Source organism: Mycolicibacterium insubricum (assembly GCF_010731615.1).
GTDB lineage: Bacteria > Actinomycetota > Actinomycetes > Mycobacteriales > Mycobacteriaceae > Mycobacterium > Mycobacterium insubricum.
This window is the reverse complement of the sequence record NZ_AP022618.1, coordinates 167,079-183,673: the sequence shown is the minus strand read 5'-3', so window position 1 is coordinate 183,673 and position 16,595 is coordinate 167,079. Positions and strand designations below refer to the sequence as shown.

General features: G+C 71.6%; 17 protein-coding genes and 1 tRNA gene. 14 read left to right on the top strand and 4 right to left on the bottom strand.

Going from position 1 to position 16,595, the window contains the following annotated elements; all coding sequences use genetic code 11:
* Positions 1-23 precede the first annotated feature (23 nt).
* From ssd to G6N16_RS00845, 7 genes are all read left to right on the top strand, one after another.
* The gene (gene ssd, locus G6N16_RS00875) at positions 24-1,073 is read left to right on the top strand and encodes a septum site-determining protein Ssd (protein ID WP_083029249.1); all 1,050 of its coding nucleotides are present in this window, start codon (positions 24-26) and stop codon (positions 1,071-1,073) included.
* Positions 1,070-2,230 (top strand): TadA family conjugal transfer-associated ATPase, encoded by a 1,161-nt coding sequence (locus G6N16_RS00870; protein ID WP_083029250.1) that lies wholly within the window; start codon positions 1,070-1,072, stop codon positions 2,228-2,230. Before ssd ends, G6N16_RS00870 begins: the two co-directional genes overlap by 4 nt.
* Complete coding sequence (locus G6N16_RS00865) at positions 2,227-3,024, top strand: type II secretion system F family protein (protein ID WP_083029251.1); 798 nt, start codon at positions 2,227-2,229, stop codon at positions 3,022-3,024. Before G6N16_RS00870 ends, G6N16_RS00865 begins: the two co-directional genes overlap by 4 nt.
* Positions 3,021-3,590 carry a type II secretion system F family protein gene (locus G6N16_RS00860; protein ID WP_083029252.1) on the top strand — a complete coding sequence of 190 codons (570 nt, stop codon included), beginning with the start codon at positions 3,021-3,023 and terminating at the stop codon, positions 3,588-3,590. The genes G6N16_RS00865 and G6N16_RS00860 overlap by 4 nt, the downstream gene beginning before the upstream one ends.
* Before the next feature lie 72 nt (positions 3,591-3,662).
* On the top strand, positions 3,663-3,857 hold the full coding sequence (locus tag G6N16_RS00855; protein ID WP_083029253.1) for a DUF4244 domain-containing protein: 195 nt from the start codon (positions 3,663-3,665) through the stop codon (positions 3,855-3,857).
* Positions 3,858-3,889: 32 nt separating this feature from the next.
* Positions 3,890-4,201: a TadE family type IV pilus minor pilin gene (locus tag G6N16_RS00850; protein ID WP_234805715.1), complete on the top strand. Its 312-nt coding sequence runs from the start codon at positions 3,890-3,892 to the stop codon at positions 4,199-4,201.
* A 37-nt stretch (positions 4,202-4,238) separates the two neighbouring features.
* Positions 4,239-4,589: an Rv3654c family TadE-like protein gene (locus tag G6N16_RS00845; RefSeq protein WP_110810712.1), complete on the top strand. Its 351-nt coding sequence runs from the start codon at positions 4,239-4,241 to the stop codon at positions 4,587-4,589.
* Here the strand turns inward: G6N16_RS00845 and G6N16_RS00840 are convergent.
* Together G6N16_RS00840 and G6N16_RS00835 are read right to left on the bottom strand one after the other, a co-directional pair.
* Positions 4,525-5,538 carry a PAS domain-containing protein gene (locus G6N16_RS00840; protein ID WP_083029255.1) on the bottom strand — a complete coding sequence of 338 codons (1,014 nt, stop codon included), beginning with the start codon at positions 5,536-5,538 and terminating at the stop codon, positions 4,525-4,527. The genes G6N16_RS00845 and G6N16_RS00840 overlap by 65 nt on opposite strands.
* Before the next feature lie 147 nt (positions 5,539-5,685).
* Complete coding sequence (locus G6N16_RS00835) at positions 5,686-8,016, bottom strand: DNA 3'-5' helicase SftH (protein ID WP_083029291.1); 2,331 nt, start codon at positions 8,014-8,016, stop codon at positions 5,686-5,688.
* Positions 8,017-8,237: 221 nt separating this feature from the next.
* On the opposite strand from G6N16_RS00835, the gene G6N16_RS00830 reads away from it, so the two are divergent.
* From G6N16_RS00830 to topA, 3 genes are all read left to right on the top strand, one after another.
* Positions 8,238-8,441: a cold-shock protein gene (locus G6N16_RS00830; RefSeq protein ID WP_083029256.1), complete on the top strand. Its 204-nt coding sequence runs from the start codon at positions 8,238-8,240 to the stop codon at positions 8,439-8,441.
* A gap of 107 nt (positions 8,442-8,548) precedes the next feature.
* The gene (locus G6N16_RS00825) at positions 8,549-9,127 is read left to right on the top strand and encodes a hypothetical protein (protein ID WP_083029257.1); all 579 of its coding nucleotides are present in this window, start codon (positions 8,549-8,551) and stop codon (positions 9,125-9,127) included.
* A 127-nt stretch (positions 9,128-9,254) separates the two neighbouring features.
* The gene (topA, locus tag G6N16_RS00820; RefSeq protein WP_083029258.1) at positions 9,255-12,077 is read left to right on the top strand and encodes a type I DNA topoisomerase; all 2,823 of its coding nucleotides are present in this window, start codon (positions 9,255-9,257) and stop codon (positions 12,075-12,077) included.
* Between the two features lie 20 nt (positions 12,078-12,097).
* Here topA and G6N16_RS00815 read toward each other — a convergent pair whose 3' ends face one another.
* A complete protein-coding gene (locus G6N16_RS00815) occupies positions 12,098-13,696 on the bottom strand; it encodes an adenylate/guanylate cyclase domain-containing protein (protein ID WP_083029259.1) in 1,599 nt (532 codons plus the stop codon).
* An 82-nt stretch (positions 13,697-13,778) separates the two neighbouring features.
* Between G6N16_RS00815 and G6N16_RS00810 the strand changes: the two genes are divergently transcribed.
* From G6N16_RS00810 to G6N16_RS00800, 3 genes are all read left to right on the top strand, one after another.
* Positions 13,779-15,005, top strand: a complete 1,227-nt coding sequence (locus tag G6N16_RS00810) for a DNA polymerase III subunit delta' (RefSeq protein WP_083029260.1) — start codon at positions 13,779-13,781, stop codon at positions 15,003-15,005.
* Between the two features lie 105 nt (positions 15,006-15,110).
* A tRNA-Thr gene (locus tag G6N16_RS00805) sits at positions 15,111-15,186 on the top strand.
* A 145-nt stretch (positions 15,187-15,331) separates the two neighbouring features.
* Positions 15,332-15,775, top strand: coding sequence for a hypothetical protein (locus G6N16_RS00800; protein ID WP_133052866.1), 444 nt, complete (start codon positions 15,332-15,334; stop codon positions 15,773-15,775).
* A gap of 15 nt (positions 15,776-15,790) precedes the next feature.
* On the opposite strand, the gene G6N16_RS00795 is transcribed toward G6N16_RS00800, so the two are convergent.
* Positions 15,791-16,102 (bottom strand): DUF3303 domain-containing protein, encoded by a 312-nt coding sequence (locus G6N16_RS00795; protein WP_083029262.1) that lies wholly within the window; start codon positions 16,100-16,102, stop codon positions 15,791-15,793.
* A gap of 183 nt (positions 16,103-16,285) precedes the next feature.
* On the opposite strand from G6N16_RS00795, the gene G6N16_RS00790 reads away from it, so the two are divergent.
* Positions 16,286-16,594 (top strand): DUF732 domain-containing protein, encoded by a 309-nt coding sequence (locus G6N16_RS00790; RefSeq protein ID WP_083029263.1) that lies wholly within the window; start codon positions 16,286-16,288, stop codon positions 16,592-16,594.
* Position 16,595: the final 1 nt, after the last annotated feature.

Below are 16,595 nucleotides of genomic sequence, written 5' to 3'. Positions count from 1 at the left end.
TAAAACCCGCGCACAGTGAACCCATGAACTGCGGTGTGCTGGCGGTGGTCTCCGATCCCGGGCTGCGCGACGAGATCGACCGGATCGTCGCGGCCGCCGGCCTGCGGGTGATCCACCAGCCGGCGACGGATGCCGTCGACCGCAAGGCCTGGACGGCGGCGGCAGCGGTGATCGTCGATGCGCCCGCCGTCGCAGGGCTCACCGAACGCGCGCTGCCGCGCCGGGCCGGCACCTTCCTAGTGTGCGGCACCGAACCCGACGGTCCCGGGTACGCGGCTGCGGTCGCGGTCGGAGCGCAATTGCTGGTGCAACTCCCGGCCTCGGCCACCACACTGCTGCGCGCACTCGCCGACGCCGGCCGCACCCCCGCGACCTCGGAGGGCCGGGTGCTGACCGTGCTGTCCGCGCACGGCGGCGCGGGCGGTTCGGTGTTCGCAGCCGCGCTCGCACTGCGCAGCGGCGACGCCCTGCTGGTCGACCTCGACCCGTTCGGCGGCGGCATCGATCGCATGCTGGGCATCCGGAGCCCCGGGCCGCGGTGGGCCGACATCGCCGTCGCGCACGGCGGTCTGGACTTCCCGTCGCTGCGTCAGGTGCTGCCGCGGGTCGGCGGGGTCAGTGTGCTGGCATCCGGACCCGAAGCGCCCGGATCCGCTGCGGTGGAAGCGGTGCTCGACGCCGGGCGCCGGGGCGGTACCACCGTGGTGTGCGACGCGGTACGAACCCCGGGGCCCTCGGACATCGCGGTGGCCGGCGCGGACCTGGCGGTGCTGTGTGCGCAGGCCACCCTCCGGGGGGCGGCGGCCGGCGCGGTCACCGCCGGGCAACTGCGGCGCGCGAACCCGAACGCCGGGCTGGTGGTGCGCGGACCCGCACCCGGCGGACTGCGTGCCGCCGACATCGCCGGCGAAGTCGGCCTTCCGTTGCTCGGCGCCATGCGGCCGCAACCGCAACTGGCCGAACAACTCGAGCGCGGCGGACTGCAGCTGGCGGGGCGTAGCCCGCTGGCCCGCGGCGCCGACCGGGTACTGCGCACCCTGGCCCGCGCGGTGGCATCGGGGCGGGTGGCATGACCGCGCCGTTGATCGACCGCGTCCGGGAGCGGCTGGCCGCCGAGTCGACGCCGCTGCGGCCGGCCGTCGTCGCCGCGGCGATCCGGGCCGAAGCCGGCGGAGTCCTCGGCGACACCGAGGTGCTTGCCGGCCTGCGCATGCTGGCCACCGAACTCACCGGCGCCGGCCTGCTGGAACCGCTGCTGGCCGCGCCCGGTACCACCGACGTCCTGGTCACCGCGCCCGATTCGGTCTGGGTCGACGACGGCCACGGACTGCGTCGCGCCGATGTCCGATTCGCCGACGAGACCGCGGTCCGCCGACTGGCGCAACGCCTGGCGCTGGCCGCCGGACGCCGACTCGACGATGCCCAACCCTGGGTCGACGGACTGCTGGCCGGGTGCGGCGGCCGGTTCGACGTGCGGCTGCACGCCGTCCTCCCACCGGTCGCCGCGGCCGGGACCACGATCTCGCTGCGGGTGCTGCGGCCCAGTGACCAATCCCTGGACGCGTTGGCCGCCGCCAGGTCGATCGCCGAACCCGCCGTCGATCTACTGCGGGAGGTGGTGGCGGCCCGCCAGGCGTTTCTGGTCTGCGGCGGCACCGGCGCCGGCAAGACCACCCTGCTCGCCGCGCTGCTGGCCGAGGTGCCCGCGGCCGAGCGGATCATCGTGGTGGAGGACGCCGCCGAACTCGCCCCCGCCCACCCGCACCTGGTGAAACTGGTGGCCCGCGGCGCCAACGTGGAAGGCGCCGGCCTGATCACCGTCCGCCAGCTGGTCCGCCAGGCGCTGCGAATGCGCCCGGACCGCATCGTCGTCGGGGAGGTCCGCGGGCCCGAGGTCGTCGACCTGCTGGCCGCGCTGAACACCGGGCACGACGGCGGCGCGGGCACCGTGCACGCCAACAGCGCCGCCGAGGTGCCCGCGCGGTTGGAGGCGCTGGCCGCACCCGGCGGCCTGGACGCCGCGGCGCTGCACGCGCAGCTGGCCGCCGCCATCCGGGTGCTGGTCCACCTCGACCGGGACCGCGCCGGACACCGACGGGTCGGCGAGATCGCGGTACTGGCCGTCGATCCGGACCGGCGCTGTCGGGCGGTCACCGCCTGGAGCTCCGAACACGGCGCGGGCCCGGGCGAGACGATGCTGCGCACCCTGCTGAACCGGGGCCGGCCATGACCGGCGGGCAGCTGCTGGCACCGGTCCTGCTGGCCACCGCCGTCCTCGTCCTGCCGGGCCCGTCCTCGCTCCGCGGTCACGCCAGGCGAGGGTTCCGGCGGCTGCCTCGCGCCACCTGGCTGATCGCCGCGGTCACGGCCGCGACGGCCGGCCTGGCCGCCGGGGCAACCCCCGCGACCGCCGGGTGCGCACTGCTGCTCACCGCAGGGCTCGCGGTACGCCGGCGAGCGCGGACCCGCCGGCGCCGGGTAGCCGAGCACCGCGCCGCGCTGGCGGTGGTCCTGGAATCGATGGTCGCCGGCCTGCGCATCGGCGCGCACCCGGTACAGGCCCTGGAATCCGCTGCCGCCGAGCATGATTCGACATCCGCGGCTACCCTGGGCGCGGTGGCGGCCAGAGCCCGCCTGGGCGGAGACGTGCCGGCGGCGCTGACGGCGGTCGCCGACGGCTCACCTATCGCCGAGGAATGGCTGCGACTGGCATCGGTCTGGCGGATGGCAGCCGAACACGGCGTGGCGATCGCCGCGCTGCTGAGTTCCGCTCAGCACGACATCGACGAGCGGCACCGCCACGGCGCGGCCGTCGACGCCGAACTCGCTGGCGCCCGGGCCAGCACCGCGATCCTCGCCGGACTCCCGGCACTGGGCATACTCCTCGGCCACGGGCTCGGCGCCCGACCCCTGGCGTTCCTGACCGGATCCGGACTCGGCGGCTGGTGCCTGATCGCCGGCGGTGCGTTCCTGACGGCCGGGGTGTTGTGGGCCGGGGCGATCACCGACCGGGTCGCGCCATGATGCTGTCGGCCTGGGCATTGGCGGCCGCGCTGCTGCTGACCGCAACACCGGGCCGAACCCGCTCCCGGCGCGCGAAAGGACTCGGTCGCCCCGCGCGGCCGAAAAAGCCCGACCCGCTGGCGACGGCGGCAACCCTGGAACTTTTCGCGGTCTGCCTTACCGCCGGTCTGTCGGTGCCGGCCGCCGCGCATGCCGCGGCGAGCACGGCCCCGCCCGCGCTGGCGCGGGTACTGGTCCACGCCGCCGACCTGTTGGCGCTTGGATCCGATCCCGATACCGCCTGGGCGCTCCCGCGCGGAACCGATCCCGACGCGCACACCGCGGCACTGCTGCGGCTGGCGCGCCGGTCGGCCAGCTCGGGAACCGCACTGGCGCAATCGGTCTGCGAACTCGCCGACCGGGTCCGTGACGCCGCGCGCCACGACGCGGCGGCCGCCGCACAGCGGGCCGGGGTGCTGATCGCCGGGCCGTTGGGGCTGTGCTTCCTGCCGGCCTTCGTCTGCTTCGGCATCGTCCCGGTGCTCGCCGGGCTGGCCGGCCGGATCCTCGGATCGGAGATGTGGTGACCGGCGGACACGGCGCGCCGGCCGGCGCGGACCCGGCCGGTAATCGGAGTACGAATTCTACGAAAGGAAACCATCGTGAAAACCCGTTTATCCCAATGGATCCGGTCACTCGCAGTCGACGACGACGGGATGTCCACCGTGGAGTACGCGATCGGCACGGTCGCCGCGGCGGCGTTCGGGGCGATCCTCTACACGGTGGTGACCGGGGATTCGGTCGTCGGCGCGCTCACCAACATCATCGGCCGGGCACTGAGTACCCGGAACTGACCGATGCCACCCGTGACACCGGCAGCAGCACGGTGGAAGCCGCGCTGGCCATCGCCACCCTCACGGTGGTGGCCGTGCTGCTGCTGGCCGGGTTCTCGGCGCTGTCCGCGCAGGTGCGTTGCGTCGACGCCGCCCGCGAGGCCGCCCGCCTGGTCGCCCGCGGCGAACCCGCTGCCCGGGACGCCTCCGCCCTCGACGTCGCCCGGGGCATCGCGCCGCCCGGTGCCCGGATCCAGATCGTCAGGGCCCCAGGTGATCTCATCCGGGTACAGGTGGCGGTCCCGGCGCCGCTGCTGCCCGGGATCACGGTCACCGGCAACGCGGTCGCCGTCGCCGAACCGTGACAACGAGCCCGACCGGGACCGCACAGGCCAAGCCGGCGTGGCGACCGTACTGGCCGCGGTGATGATCGTCGCGCTGCTGTGCGTCGCGGTCCTGATCACGACGCTGGGCTCGGCCGTCGCGGCGCGGCACCGGGCGCAGACCGCGGCCGACCTGGGCGCGCTCGCCGGGGCCGAGGCACTACCCGCTGGCCCGGTGATCGCCTGCCAACGCGCCGTAGCCGCCGTCGCCGCCAACGGGGCCAGCGTCACCGACTGCCGCGTCGAGAACCTCGACGTCGTGCTGGGCGTGCAGACACCGGTGGGATTGGCGGTGGGAAACCTGACTACGGCTCGGGCGTCGGCTCGGGCGGGTCCGCCTCGTCGCACGGGGTCGCGTCACGCAGGGTGAGCAGCCCGGCGAAGATCCCGGGTTCGATCTCGATGCGATTCAGCGTGATGTGCACCGGAAGCCAGCCGCCGTCGTAGGTGGCCATGCGCAGCACCCGCGACGTGCCGCGCGGCCCGAACTCGTCGGCCAGGGCATACAGCGCCTCCTGGTCGTCGGGATGCACGGTGTGGGTGCGCCAGTCGTAACCCGGGAACGGCGGGTCGAGCCATTTGAGCAACGTCCCGGTGTGCAGGTCGATCAGCGCGCGGTGCTGGCCCGGCATCGCCAGGCCTTCCAGGATGCGCTCGGCGAGGGTCTCCGGCTCGTCGGTCACCGTGTCGGGATCGCTGCGCCAGTTCATGCCGCGCCCGATCAGCTGCATGGACCCGTCCTCGGCCTCCTCCTCGACCACCCGCGCGACGAACGCCACCGCGATGGACGCGCCGTAGCGGTCGACGAGATGCCAGTTTTCACACAGCGTTTCGCCAGGCGTGCGGGTCAGGATCAGCGCCAGCAGCCGGGTCTCGCCGGCGCGCGGGCTGCCGATCGGCAGGTCGTCGGCGAATGCGCGGGCGTGCACGGGCGCGGCGTCGGGATCCTCGCCCCGGTTTGCCAGCGCCGCCGGGCTGTCGATCGCCACGCCGGTGGTCAGGTTCCACAGCAGCGGCCCCGGGATGGGTCGCTCGGGCGGATCCTCGTCGAGAGCGCCCACCCACAGCTGCACGCCGTGCACCCGGCCGTCGCCCATCGCCGTCGGCTCGGTGCGGATCACCGCCTTCTGCTTGGGGGTGATGCTGGCCAGCGGGCTGCCGGTGGTGACCGTCTCGGCGATCGCCGTCTGCAGCGCCGAGAGGTGCGGGCTGCGCCGCAGGTAGGTGCTGACCGGAGTCGGTTCGGTGGGAACCTGGCCATCGGCGACGACCAGCGGCTCACTGCCCAGGGTCTCCAACAGCAACCAATTGTGTTGCATGGTTTTCGAGTTTAGCTGTGCCGGGCGGAATCCCGCTCACAACTGCGCGCCCGACGGGCCCGCCCGGCCGGTGCGCCGCAGGTGGGCGGGTGACCGCCGCAGCCGCGGGGTGTCGTCGCTCACCGCGGGGCTCGCGAGCGACCGACATCACACTGAAATCCGGCCCAGTACCAGGCGCAGCACCGCGACCGCCCCCGCCTTGTCCAGCGGGTCGTTGCCGTTGCCGCATTTGGGCGACTGCACGCACGACGGGCACCCGGCCGGACAGCCGCACGCCTCGATGGCCTCCGCGGTGGCGCGCAGCCAGTCGGCGGCCCGCTGGTAGCCGCGTTCGGCGAACCCCGCACCACCCGGGTAGCCGTCGTAGACGAACACCGTCGGCAACCCGTCCATCGGGCCGATCGCCGTCGACAACCCGCCGATGTCTCCGCGGTCGCAGCTGGCCAGCAGCGGCAGCAACCCGATCGCGGCGTGCTCGGCGGCGTGCAGCGACCCCGGGGTCCGCAGCGCGTCCAGACCGGCGCCGGCGAGCAGCTCGGGGTCGATCGTGTAGACGACGGCGAACGTCGGCAGCGTCTGGATCGGCATGTCCAGTTCGACGAAGTCGAGCACCTCACCGGCCGGGGTGCGCCGCAGGTAGCCGGTCACCCGGTGCGACACCGTCACCGGCACCAGGCCCAGGCACACGCCGTCGAACTCGCGGCGCTCCCCGAACCCGGTGACCTCGATGTCGGTGACTTCGCGGGCCGAGGTGTTGTAGCCGGGGTCCTCGGCGTGTACGAATGCGATGCCGTCCGCGAAATCCAGGTCGTCGACCAGATAGATCTCGCCCTGGTGCAAATAGACCGCACCCGGGTGCACCGTCGCCGGGGCGCGGTCGGCGCTGACGCTGCCGAGCAGCCGCCCGGTTCCGGTCTCCAGGATGGCGATCTGCCCGCCGGCCGACCCGCGGATGTCCACCCCCGGATGCGGGTCGGGACCCGGGGTGGGGAAGTAGCGCCCCGAGCGGTGCCGCAGCAACCCGTCGTCGACCAGTTCGTCGACGACGGCGTCGGCCGCCCACCCGCGCACCTCCGCCTCGGTCACCGGCAGCTCGGTCGCCGCGCACAACAGCTGCGGGCCGAGTACGTACGGGTTGGCCGGGTCGATCACCACCCGCTCGATCGGCTTGTCCAGCAGTGCGGCGGGATGGTGCACCAGGTAGGTGTCCAGCGGGTCGTCGCGGGCGACCAGCACGATCAGCGAACTCTGGCCGCGCCGCCCGCTGCGGCCGGCCTGCTGCCAGAACGATGTGACGGTGCCGGGAAAGCCGGCCAGCAGCACCGCGTCCAGCCCGGAGATGTCGACGCCGAGTTCCAGGGCGTTGGTGGTGGCCAGGCCGCGCAGGGTCCCGTCGGCCAGCCCGCGTTCCAGCTCTCGGCGGTCCTCGGCCAGGTAGCCGGCCCGGTAGGAGGCCACCGTGGGCACCAGCTCCGGCGCGATGTCGGCCAACCGGGTCCGGGTGGCCAGCGCGGTGAGCTCGGCGCCCCGCCGCGACCGGACGAAGGTCAGGGTGCGCGCACCCTCGGCGACCAGTTCGGCCATCATCGCCGCGGCCTCAGTGCCGGCCGGGCGTCGCAGCGGCGCCCCGTTCTCCCCGGTGATGTCGGTGCGCAGCGGCGGCTCCCACAGTGCGACGGTGCGCGCACCGTGCGGGGAGCCGTCGTCACCGACCTCCTCGACGTGCTCGCCGATCAGCTCGGCGGCGCTGCGGCCAGGTTCGGCGGTGGTGGCGCTGGCGAACACGACGGTCGGGGTGGCGCCGTAGCGGGCGGCCAGCCGCAGCAGCCGGCGCAGCACCATCGCCACGTTCGACCCGAAAACGCCGCGGTAGTAGTGACATTCGTCGACGACGAGATAGCGCAGCCCGCGCAGGAACACCGACCAGCGCGGGTGGTTGCGCAGCATGCCCAGGTGGATCATGTCCGGGTTGGTGAACACCCAGCGGGACCGCTCACGGGCGAACCGGCGGAGCTCGTCGGAGCAGTCGCCGTCGTAGGCGCTCGGTGCGGCGTCGGCCAGGTCTGGCACCGCCGCGCACAGCCGGTGCGCGGTGGCCAGCTGATCGTGGCCCAGTGCCTTGGTCGGTGCCAGGTACAGCGCGCGGGCGGTGGGGTCGGCGACCAGTGCGCTCATGATCGGCAGTTGGTAGGCCAGGGATTTGCCCGACGCGGTGCCGGTGGAGATCACTACGTGCCGGCCGTCATGCGCGAGGTCGGCGGCGCGGGCCTGATGCGACCAGGGGACGGCGATCCCGCGGTCGGTGAAGGCGTCCACCACCTGCGGCGGGGCCCACCACGGCCAGGCCGCGGTGCGCCCGGTGGCGGCGGGCAGCTGGGCGATGTGGCGGATCGGGTCCTCGCCATCGAGCTGCGCGGGAACGGCCGCGCCGGGAACGCCGCGGCGCAGGGTCGCGAGCAATTCGTCGCCGAAGTTCACCGTCACATCCGGAATTGTTCACCAGATTCACACAGGTGGGGTGTCGCGAAGCGTCAGATCGTGATTGGATAAGGACGGTCGCAGCTTCTGTGTGGTGTTAAAGCTTTCGCAGGATCGACGTTGCGATCGTTTTTCCTGCGAAGGATGGCGGTCACAACGGGCCACGGTGCTCCGAAGTGGTGTGCCGTACCCGAGAAGTACACGTAAGGAATGATCGAAAAATGCCACAGGGAACTGTGAAGTGGTTCAACGCCGAAAAGGGCTTCGGGTTCATTGCGCCTGAGGACGGCTCCGCCGACGTTTTCGTCCACTACACGGAGATCCAGGGGTCGGGCTTCCGCACCCTGGAAGAGAACCAGCGCGTCGAGTTTGAGGTCGGCCAGAGCCCCAAGGGCCCGCAGGCCACCGGCGTTCGCCCCCTCTGAACTTAGGTAGCCGAAATCCCCCCGCTCTCCGCCTAGGAGACGGGGGGATTTTGCATTCTCGGCCCCGCCGCCGCCCGATGGGCCCGCCGCTGACCTAGTGTCGAGGCGTGGAACAGCTGTCGTTCTTCTCGGCCGAGTCGGTGCCCCCTGCGGTCACCGACCTGTCCGGGCTGCTCGCGGCGGCCGGCCAGATCGTCATCAGCGGCGCGGGCGCGCGGCTGTCGGTGGTGGTCGACGCGCTGTGGCGCGCCGTCGGGATCGCCGAGATGATCACCGAGGCGGGGCTCATCGCCGAGATCACCCACACCGAGGAGGACACCCCGCTGGTGCGCACCGGCGTCGACGAGCGCCTGCTCCCGATGGCGGCGGCCTGGACCCGGGGTGCGGTCAAGACGGTGCCCTCGGCCTGGTTGCCGGGGTCGCGTGAGCTGCGGATCTGGGTGCTCGCCGCCGGTGACGCCGACGCCGACCGGTTCCTGCTCGGTCTGGACCCGCACGCCCCCGACACCCATTCCCCGCTGGCATCGGCGCTGATCCGAGTGGGTATCGCACCGACGCTGATCGGCACCCGCGGCGGTCACCCGGCGCTGCGGATCAGCGGTCGCCGGCGCCTGACGAGGCTGGTGGAAAACGTCGGAGAACCACCCGGTGACACCGAAGCGTTCGCGCATTGGCCGCGCGTGTGACACGGTGTGCGCGGGTGGTCGGTTTGCGTCCCCCGGTGCAGAATGCAAGATTGGCCGCATCGGGACCGTGCAGGCGGCCCAATATATAAGGCCTCTCACGGGCCGCGAATGAGGAGCGTAGGGGCAGTTGGCAGGCGAAAAAACCCGCACCGGCAACGGTAGGGTGCGGCGGCTGGTCATTGTGGAGTCGCCGACCAAGGCGCGCAAGATCGCCGGTTATCTGGGCTCGGATTACGTCGTCGAGTCCTCCCGCGGTCATATCCGTGACCTGCCGCGCAATGCCGCCGACGTGCCGGCCAAATACAAATCGGAGCCGTGGGCGCGCCTCGGGGTGAACGTCGACGCCGACTTCGAGCCGCTCTACGTCATCAGCCCGGATAAGAAGACCACGGTCGCCGAGCTCAAGGGCCTCCTGCGCGACGTCGACGAGCTCTATCTGGCCACCGACGGTGACCGCGAGGGTGAGGCCATCGCCTGGCACCTGCTGGAGATCCTCAAGCCGAAGGTCCCGGTGCATCGGATGGTCTTCCACGAGATCACCGAACCGGCCATCCGGGCGGCCGCCGAGAACCCCCGCGAGCTGGACATCGATCTGGTCGATGCCCAGGAGACCCGCCGCATCCTCGATCGGCTGTACGGCTACGAGGTGTCGCCGGTGCTGTGGAAGAAGGTCGCGCCGAAGCTGTCGGCGGGCCGGGTGCAGTCGGTGGCGACGCGCATCATCGTCAACCGTGAGCGCGAGCGGATGGCCTTCCGCAGCGCCGGCTACTGGGACATCGTCGCCGAGCTGGACGCCAGCGTGTCCGATCCGGGGGCGACCCCGCCGGTGTTCTCCGCGCGGCTGGTCAACGTCGACGGGCTGCGGGTGGCCACCGGCCGCGACTTCGACTCCCTTGGCGCGGTGCGCAAGCCCACCGAGGTGACGGTGCTGACCGAGGCCGACGCCCGGGCGCTGGTCGACGGGCTGTCCGGCGTGACGCTGTCGGTGGCCTCGGTCGACGACAAGCCCTACACCCGCCGGCCGTATGCCCCGTTCATGACCTCCACGCTGCAGCAGGAGGCCGGGCGCAAGCTGCGGTTCTCCTCCGAGCGGACGATGAGCATCGCGCAGCGGCTGTACGAAAACGGCTACATCACCTATATGCGTACCGATTCCACGACGCTGTCGGAGTCGGCGATCAACGCGGCGCGCAATCAGGCGCGCCAGCTCTACGGCGACGAGTACGTGAACCCGTCACCGCGCCAGTACAACCGCAAGGTCAAAAACGCCCAGGAGGCCCACGAGGCGATCCGGCCGGCCGGTGACGTGTTCGCCACCCCGGATGCGGTGCGCCGGGAGCTCGATTCCGACGAGTTCCGGCTCTACGAGCTGATCTGGCAGCGCACGGTGGCCTCGCAGATGGCCGATGCCCGCGGCACCACGCTGAGCCTGCGGATCTCCGGTTCGGCGGCCGACGGCCGGTCGGTGACGTTCGCCGCCAGCGGCCGCACCATCACCTTCGCCGGGTTCCTCAAGGCGTACGTGGAGACCGTCGATGAGCTGGCCGGCGGCGAGGCCGACGACGCCGAGAGCCGGCTGCCGCAGCTGCACCAGGGCCAGGCCGTCGCCGCGTCGTCGCTGACGCCCGACGGGCACTCGACCAACCCGCCGGCCCGGTTCACCGAGGCGTCGCTGATCAAGGCGCTGGAGGATCTGGGGATCGGCCGCCCGTCGACCTACTCGTCGATCATCAAGACCATTCAGGACCGCGGCTACGTCGTGAAGAAGGGCAGCGCGCTGGTGCCGTCCTGGGTGGCGTTCGCGGTGATCGGGCTGCTGGAGCAGCACTTCGGCCGGCTGGTGGACTACGACTTCACCGCGGCGATGGAAGACGAGCTCGACGCCATCGCCTCGGGCACCGAGCGGCGTACCAACTGGCTGCACAACTTCTATTTCGGTGGCGAGCACGGCGTGGAGGGCTCCATCTCCCGCGCCGGGGGCCTCAAGCAGCTGGTCGGCGGGAACCTGGAGGGCATCGACGCCCGCGAGGTCAACTCGATCTTCCTGTTCGACGACGCCCAGGGCATCCCGGTGTACGTGCGGGTCGGCCGCAACGGCCCGTACCTGGAGCGGATGGTGCTCGGCGAGGACGGCGAGCCGACCCCGCAGCGCGCCAACCTCAAGGACGCGCTGACACCCGACGAGCTGACCCCGGAACTGGCCGAGGAGCTGTTCGCCACCCCGCAGGAGGGCCGCAGCCTGGGCGTGGACCCGGTGAGCGGGCACGAGATCGTCGCGCGCGACGGCCGGTACGGCCCGTATGTCACCGAGGTGCTGCCCGCACCGCCGGAGGATCCCGAGGACGGGGTCGGGGCCAAGAAGTCCAAGAAGCCGACCGGGCCCAAGCCGCGGACCGGGTCGTTGCTGCGCAGCATGGACCTGCAGACGGTGACGCTGGAGGACGCGCTGCGGTTGCTGTCGTTGCCGCGGGTGGTCGGCGTCGACCCGGCCAGCGGTGAGGAGATCACCGCGCAGAACGGCCGATACGGGCCGTATCTCAAGCGCGGCACCGATTCCCGGTCGCTGGCCACCGAGGAGCAGATGTTCGACATCACCCTCGACGAGGCGCTGAAGATCTACGCCGAGCCGAAACGCCGGGGCCGCCAGGGTGCGGCCACCCCGCCGCTGCGAGAGCTGGGCACCGACCCGGTGTCGGGCAAGCCGATGGTCATCAAAGACGGCCGTTTCGGTCCGTACGTGACCGACGGCGAGACCAACGCCAGCCTGCGCAAGGGCGACGAGGTGGCCGCCATCACCGACGAGCGGGCTTCGGAGTTGTTGGCCGACCGCCGGGCCCGCGGGCCGGTGAAGAAGAAGGCACCGGCCAAGAAGGCTGCGGCCAAGAAGGTTCCGGCCCGCAAGACGGCGGCCAAGAAGGCGCCGGCGAAGAAGACCGCCAAGAAGGCGTAGCCGGGGACCGCCTGCGCCCGTCAGCCCTCCGCGTGATCGCTTACCCGATCACCCGCGGGGTGCAGGGTGGCGAGCTTGACGGGGTGGGCCAGCTGGGTGGGCTCGGTGCGTCCGCGCAGCTGCACGATGCCCCCGACGGTCCAGGCGAAGGCCTCGGTGTCGCTGGCGTCGCTGACCGCTGTCGCCGACGCCAGCACCCGGCCCGGGTCCAGTTTCGCCAGCTCGGTCAGCCGGGCGGCCTCGTTCACCGGATCACCGATGACGGTGTACTCGAACCGGGCCTGTGCGCCGATGTGCCCGGCGATAGCCCGCCCGGATGACACCCCGATCCCGAACTCGTCGCCCAGGATGGGAAGCAGATGGTCGTGCATCTCGCGGGCGGCGGCCAGCGCGGCACCGGCGGCGTCGGGATGTTCGATCGGCGCACCGAAGATGCACAGCGCCGCGTCACCCTGGAACTTGTTGACGAACCCGCCGTGCCGGTCGGCGATGTCGACGACCACCCGGAAGAACTCGTTGAGCAGGATCACCACTTCGCTGGGCGGTCGGGTGGCGGCCAGGTGCGTCGAGCCGACGAGGTCGACGAACAGCACCGCGACGTGGCGTTCCTGACCGCCCAGCTCGGTGCCGCGCTCCAGGGCCCGTCGGGCGACGTCCTCGCCGACGTAGCGGCCGAACAGGTCGCGCAGTCGCTGCCGCTCGGCCAGGTCGCGCACCATGTCGTTGAACCCGGCCTGCAGCAGGCCGAGCTCGCTGGCGTCGTAGATCTGCATGTGGGCGTTGTAGTTGCCGCGCTGCACCTCGCCGAGGGCCCAGCGCAACTGGCGCAGTGGGTCGGCGATCGACATGGCGGCCAGCACCGTTCCGGCCAGGCCCACCACCAGCGCGGTGATGGCCAGCATCAGGATCGGGGTGTTCATCTGGTCGGCGCTGGCCTGCAGGATGGATGTCTTCGACGCGACGACGGCCAGCACGATCGCCAGCAGCGGCACCCCGGTGGACAGCACCCAGGTCAGGACCAGGCGCTGCATGACGCCGGCGGCGTGGAAGTTCTCCGGCACCCCGCCGCGCAGCGCGGCCACCGCCACCGGGCGCAGTACCCGCTCGGACTGTAGGTAGCCGATGATGGCCGTCGCGGTGGCGCCCAGCGCGGTGGCCACCACGAGCACCGGGATCGCGCCGTGGGCGGCCGGGGCGGCGGCGGTGATGAACACGATGCCGCCGGTCATCCAGTTCGCCGAGCTGATCATGGTGCGGTAGATCGGCATCCGCAGGGCCCGGGTGCGGGCCAGGTCGGTGGCCGCCGGGTCGGGGTCGACCAACAGCCCGTCGCGGCGCTGCCAGCGGAACACCGGCGCCAGCAGCCACAGGCTCAGCGCCGCGCCGACGGTGAACGCCACGAACAGATAGATCAGGAAGATCGTCAGGTTGCGGGTCGGCAGGTCCTGGAGCTGGACGCGGTCCTCCGACGGCAGCCCGAAGCGCAGGAACCCCAGCACGAACAGCGCACCGATGATGTCGGCCTGCAGCATGCCGAGGGTGAACACCGGCCAGGGGGTGCGGACCACCCAGCGGACGAATGCCTTGATTCGCCCAGGGTTGGTCCACGCGGGTGTCACGGGTAAACCGTATCGGTCGGGGTTGGGCAATTTGCATAGGTTGATCGACCTGGCCGTCGGTGCTGGGCGCTACTGTGGGCCGGTGTCCGGGGTTTTTGCGCGGTTGGTCGGCCAGGATGCCGTCGAGGCGGAGTTGACGGCCGCCGCGACGGCGGCCCGCGGTGACACATCTCACAGTGGTTCGCCGTCGAGTGTGAGCGCCGGGATGACCCACGCCTGGCTGATCACCGGCCCTCCCGGCTCGGGACGCTCGGTGGCCGCCCTGTGTTTCGCCGCCGCTCTACAGTGCGAATCGGAGTCCCCGGGGTGTGGCCACTGCCGCGCCTGCACGACGACGATGGCCGGCACGCACGCCGATGTCCGCCGGGTGGTTCCCGAGGGGCTGTCCATCGGTGTCGACGAGATGCGGGCCATCGTGGCGTCGGCGTCGCGGCGGCCCACCACCGGGCGCTGGCAGGTCGTCGTCGTCGAGGACGCCGACCGGCTCACCGAGGGGGCCGCCAACGCCCTGCTGAAAGTGGTGGAGGAACCACCGGCGCAGACGGTGTTCGTGCTGTGCGCGCCGTCGGTGGATCCCGAGGACATCGCCGTCACGCTGCGGTCGCGCTGCCGGCACGTCGCGCTGACCACGCCGACCGTCGAGTCGATCGCCGAGGTGCTCATCGACGGCGACGGCCTGGACCCCGAGACCGCGCACTGGGCGGCGTCGGTCAGCGGCGGGCACGTCGGGCGGGCCCGGCGGCTGGCCACCGATGACCAGGCCCGGGCCCGACGGACCCGCGCGCTGGGTCTGGCACGGGACGCCGCCACCCCGTCGCGCGCCTATGCCGCGGCCGAGGAGCTGGTGAAGGCCGCCGAGGAGGAGGCCAAGGCGCTGACCACCGACCGTGACGAGGTGGAGACCGAGGAGCTGCGCACCGCGCTGGGCGCCGGGGGCACCGGCAAGGGTGCGGTCGGTGCGCTGCGCGGATCCGCCGGCGCGCTCAAAGAACTGGAACGACGGCAGAAGTCGCGGGCCACTCGGGCCGGGCGCGACGCGCTGGACCGGGCGTTGATGGACCTGGCCGGCCACTTCCGCGACGCGCTGATGGTGTCCAGTGGGGCGGGCTCGGTGACGGCCAACCATCCCGACATGGAGGACCGGGCCGCGGCGCTGGCCGCCCACGCCGGTCCGGACCGGCTGCTGCGCTGCATCGAGGCGGTGCTGATCTGCCGCGATGCGCTGGCGGCGAACGTGAAGCCGAAGTTCGCCGTCGACGCGATGATCGCGACCGTCGGGCAGGCTTTGCAGTCCGACCGGTCGCGCTGAGCTTGGCGTCGACCACTTCGGTCAGGGCCTTGAGCAGGCCAAGCGGCCGTTTTCTGGTGGCCGTTCGGGCCCTGTAGACTCCACTGCGCCCGGTCCGCCGGGCACGCCGCCTTAGCTCAGTCGGTAGAGCGTCTCACTCGTAATGAGAAGGTCGGGGGTCCGATTCCCCCAGGCGGCTCCATTTTCTCGCGGATCTCCCCGCCACGGCAGCCTCGCCCGTTGATCGTCCGGTCGGTATCTGCGTTCCGTTCTTCGGGACGGACGTTGGCCCACGTTCCGGTCGCCGAGTTCACTTGCGGCATCAACGCCCAAGGGGGATGACCGCAATGACTTCCAAGACCGCTATTGGCATCGCCGCCGCCGTGCTGGCAATGACGTCCCTGGCGCCGTCCGCGCAGGCCGCGACGCTGCCCATCACCGAGGACTTCACCGTCGACTGCGCGACGGGGCCGGACCAGTCGCAGACCTGTTGGTTGGGCCATTGGACCTTCTTCAGCGACCCGCCCGAGGTGGTGCACGCCCGGTTCACCGCCAGCCCGGAGCACTGCTCGGGTATCAGGGCGCACATCTTCTACGAGAACCAGCAGGAGAAGACGATGGTGCTCAAACCGGGTGCGAGCACCGGGGTACTGGTCTTTCACCGCAACCACTACCCCGGGGACAAGGACTACCCGAGCGACCAGGGCGTCTTCATCACGGCAGACGGAATCAAGGGCGGCTGCAACACCGGGACGCTGCAGTCGTTCGGCGGCAAGGTCGAGGTCTGGTAGCGACGGCCCGCCCGGCTATTCGATCCCTCCCAGGAACTCGACGCCCTTGTACAGCAGCTGGACACCGTCGGCCATGTCGAGCACCGGGTAGACCTGGTACTCGGCGATGAAGGAGAACTTGGCGGTGACTTCGGCGATGTCTTCCGGGTTGTCGGTTTCCACCACGGCGAAGCCGCCGCCGCCGTCGACGCGGCTGAGGAACTGGTGGTAGATGGTGGAGTCCGGCTGCTGCCACTGGGCGAACGCCGCCAGGCCGCGCCGGAAGCTCTGCTCGTTCTGCTCCGCGGTTCCGTTGGCCCGGTAGGTCCAGGCGACGAGGTACTTCATGGCAGCCTCCGACTTCGGTGGGCCGACGGGATTGTCAACCCGACGGCTCACCCTAGGAGCGGGAGCGGGGCCGGCGCCTCATCCGAACGGCTTATCTTCCGGACCGGAATTTCCGTCCCTGGGTTGCCGCCGACGGCGGTAGCGTGGCCGGTGACACTGCCACGACGTGGAACGGATACCCCCATGCGTACTGCGCCCCTGCTGATCGTCCCGCTGGCCGCCGCCGGAGTGCTGCTGTCGGGATGTTCCAAGGACGACAACACCGGTGCGTATCTGTCGAGCGTGAGGTCCGCGGGGATCGGCTTCTCCAGTGACTCCGAGGCGATCGCCCAGGGCCGCAAGGCCTGCGACTCGCTGGCGTCGGGAACGTCGTACATGACGGTGGTGGACAACGTCTCCGGGGCCGGCGACAAGGCCAAGCAGGCCATGGTGGTCGGCTTTGCGATCGGCACGCTGTGCCCGGACCAGAGGTCGAAGCTCACGGCGGGCTGAG

What these genes read in the sequence shown, in the direction of transcription:
- ssd (WP_083029249.1), top strand. Translation starts at nt 24, where the DNA reads ATGAACTGCGGTGTGCTGGCGGTGGTCTCCGATCCCGGGCTGCGCGAC.
- G6N16_RS00870 (WP_083029250.1), top strand. Translation starts at nt 1,070, where the DNA reads ATGACCGCGCCGTTGATCGACCGCGTCCGGGAGCGGCTGGCCGCCGAG.
- G6N16_RS00865 (WP_083029251.1), top strand. Translation starts at nt 2,227, where the DNA reads ATGACCGGCGGGCAGCTGCTGGCACCGGTCCTGCTGGCCACCGCCGTC.
- G6N16_RS00860 (WP_083029252.1), top strand. Translation starts at nt 3,021, where the DNA reads ATGATGCTGTCGGCCTGGGCATTGGCGGCCGCGCTGCTGCTGACCGCA.
- G6N16_RS00840 (WP_083029255.1), bottom strand. Translation starts at nt 5,538, where the DNA reads ATGCAACACAATTGGTTGCTGTTGGAGACCCTGGGCAGTGAGCCGCTG.
- G6N16_RS00830 (WP_083029256.1), top strand. Translation starts at nt 8,238, where the DNA reads ATGCCACAGGGAACTGTGAAGTGGTTCAACGCCGAAAAGGGCTTCGGG.
- G6N16_RS00800 (WP_133052866.1), top strand. Translation starts at nt 15,332, where the DNA reads ATGACTTCCAAGACCGCTATTGGCATCGCCGCCGCCGTGCTGGCAATG.
- G6N16_RS00795 (WP_083029262.1), bottom strand. Translation starts at nt 16,102, where the DNA reads ATGAAGTACCTCGTCGCCTGGACCTACCGGGCCAACGGAACCGCGGAG.
- G6N16_RS00790 (WP_083029263.1), top strand. Translation starts at nt 16,286, where the DNA reads ATGCGTACTGCGCCCCTGCTGATCGTCCCGCTGGCCGCCGCCGGAGTG.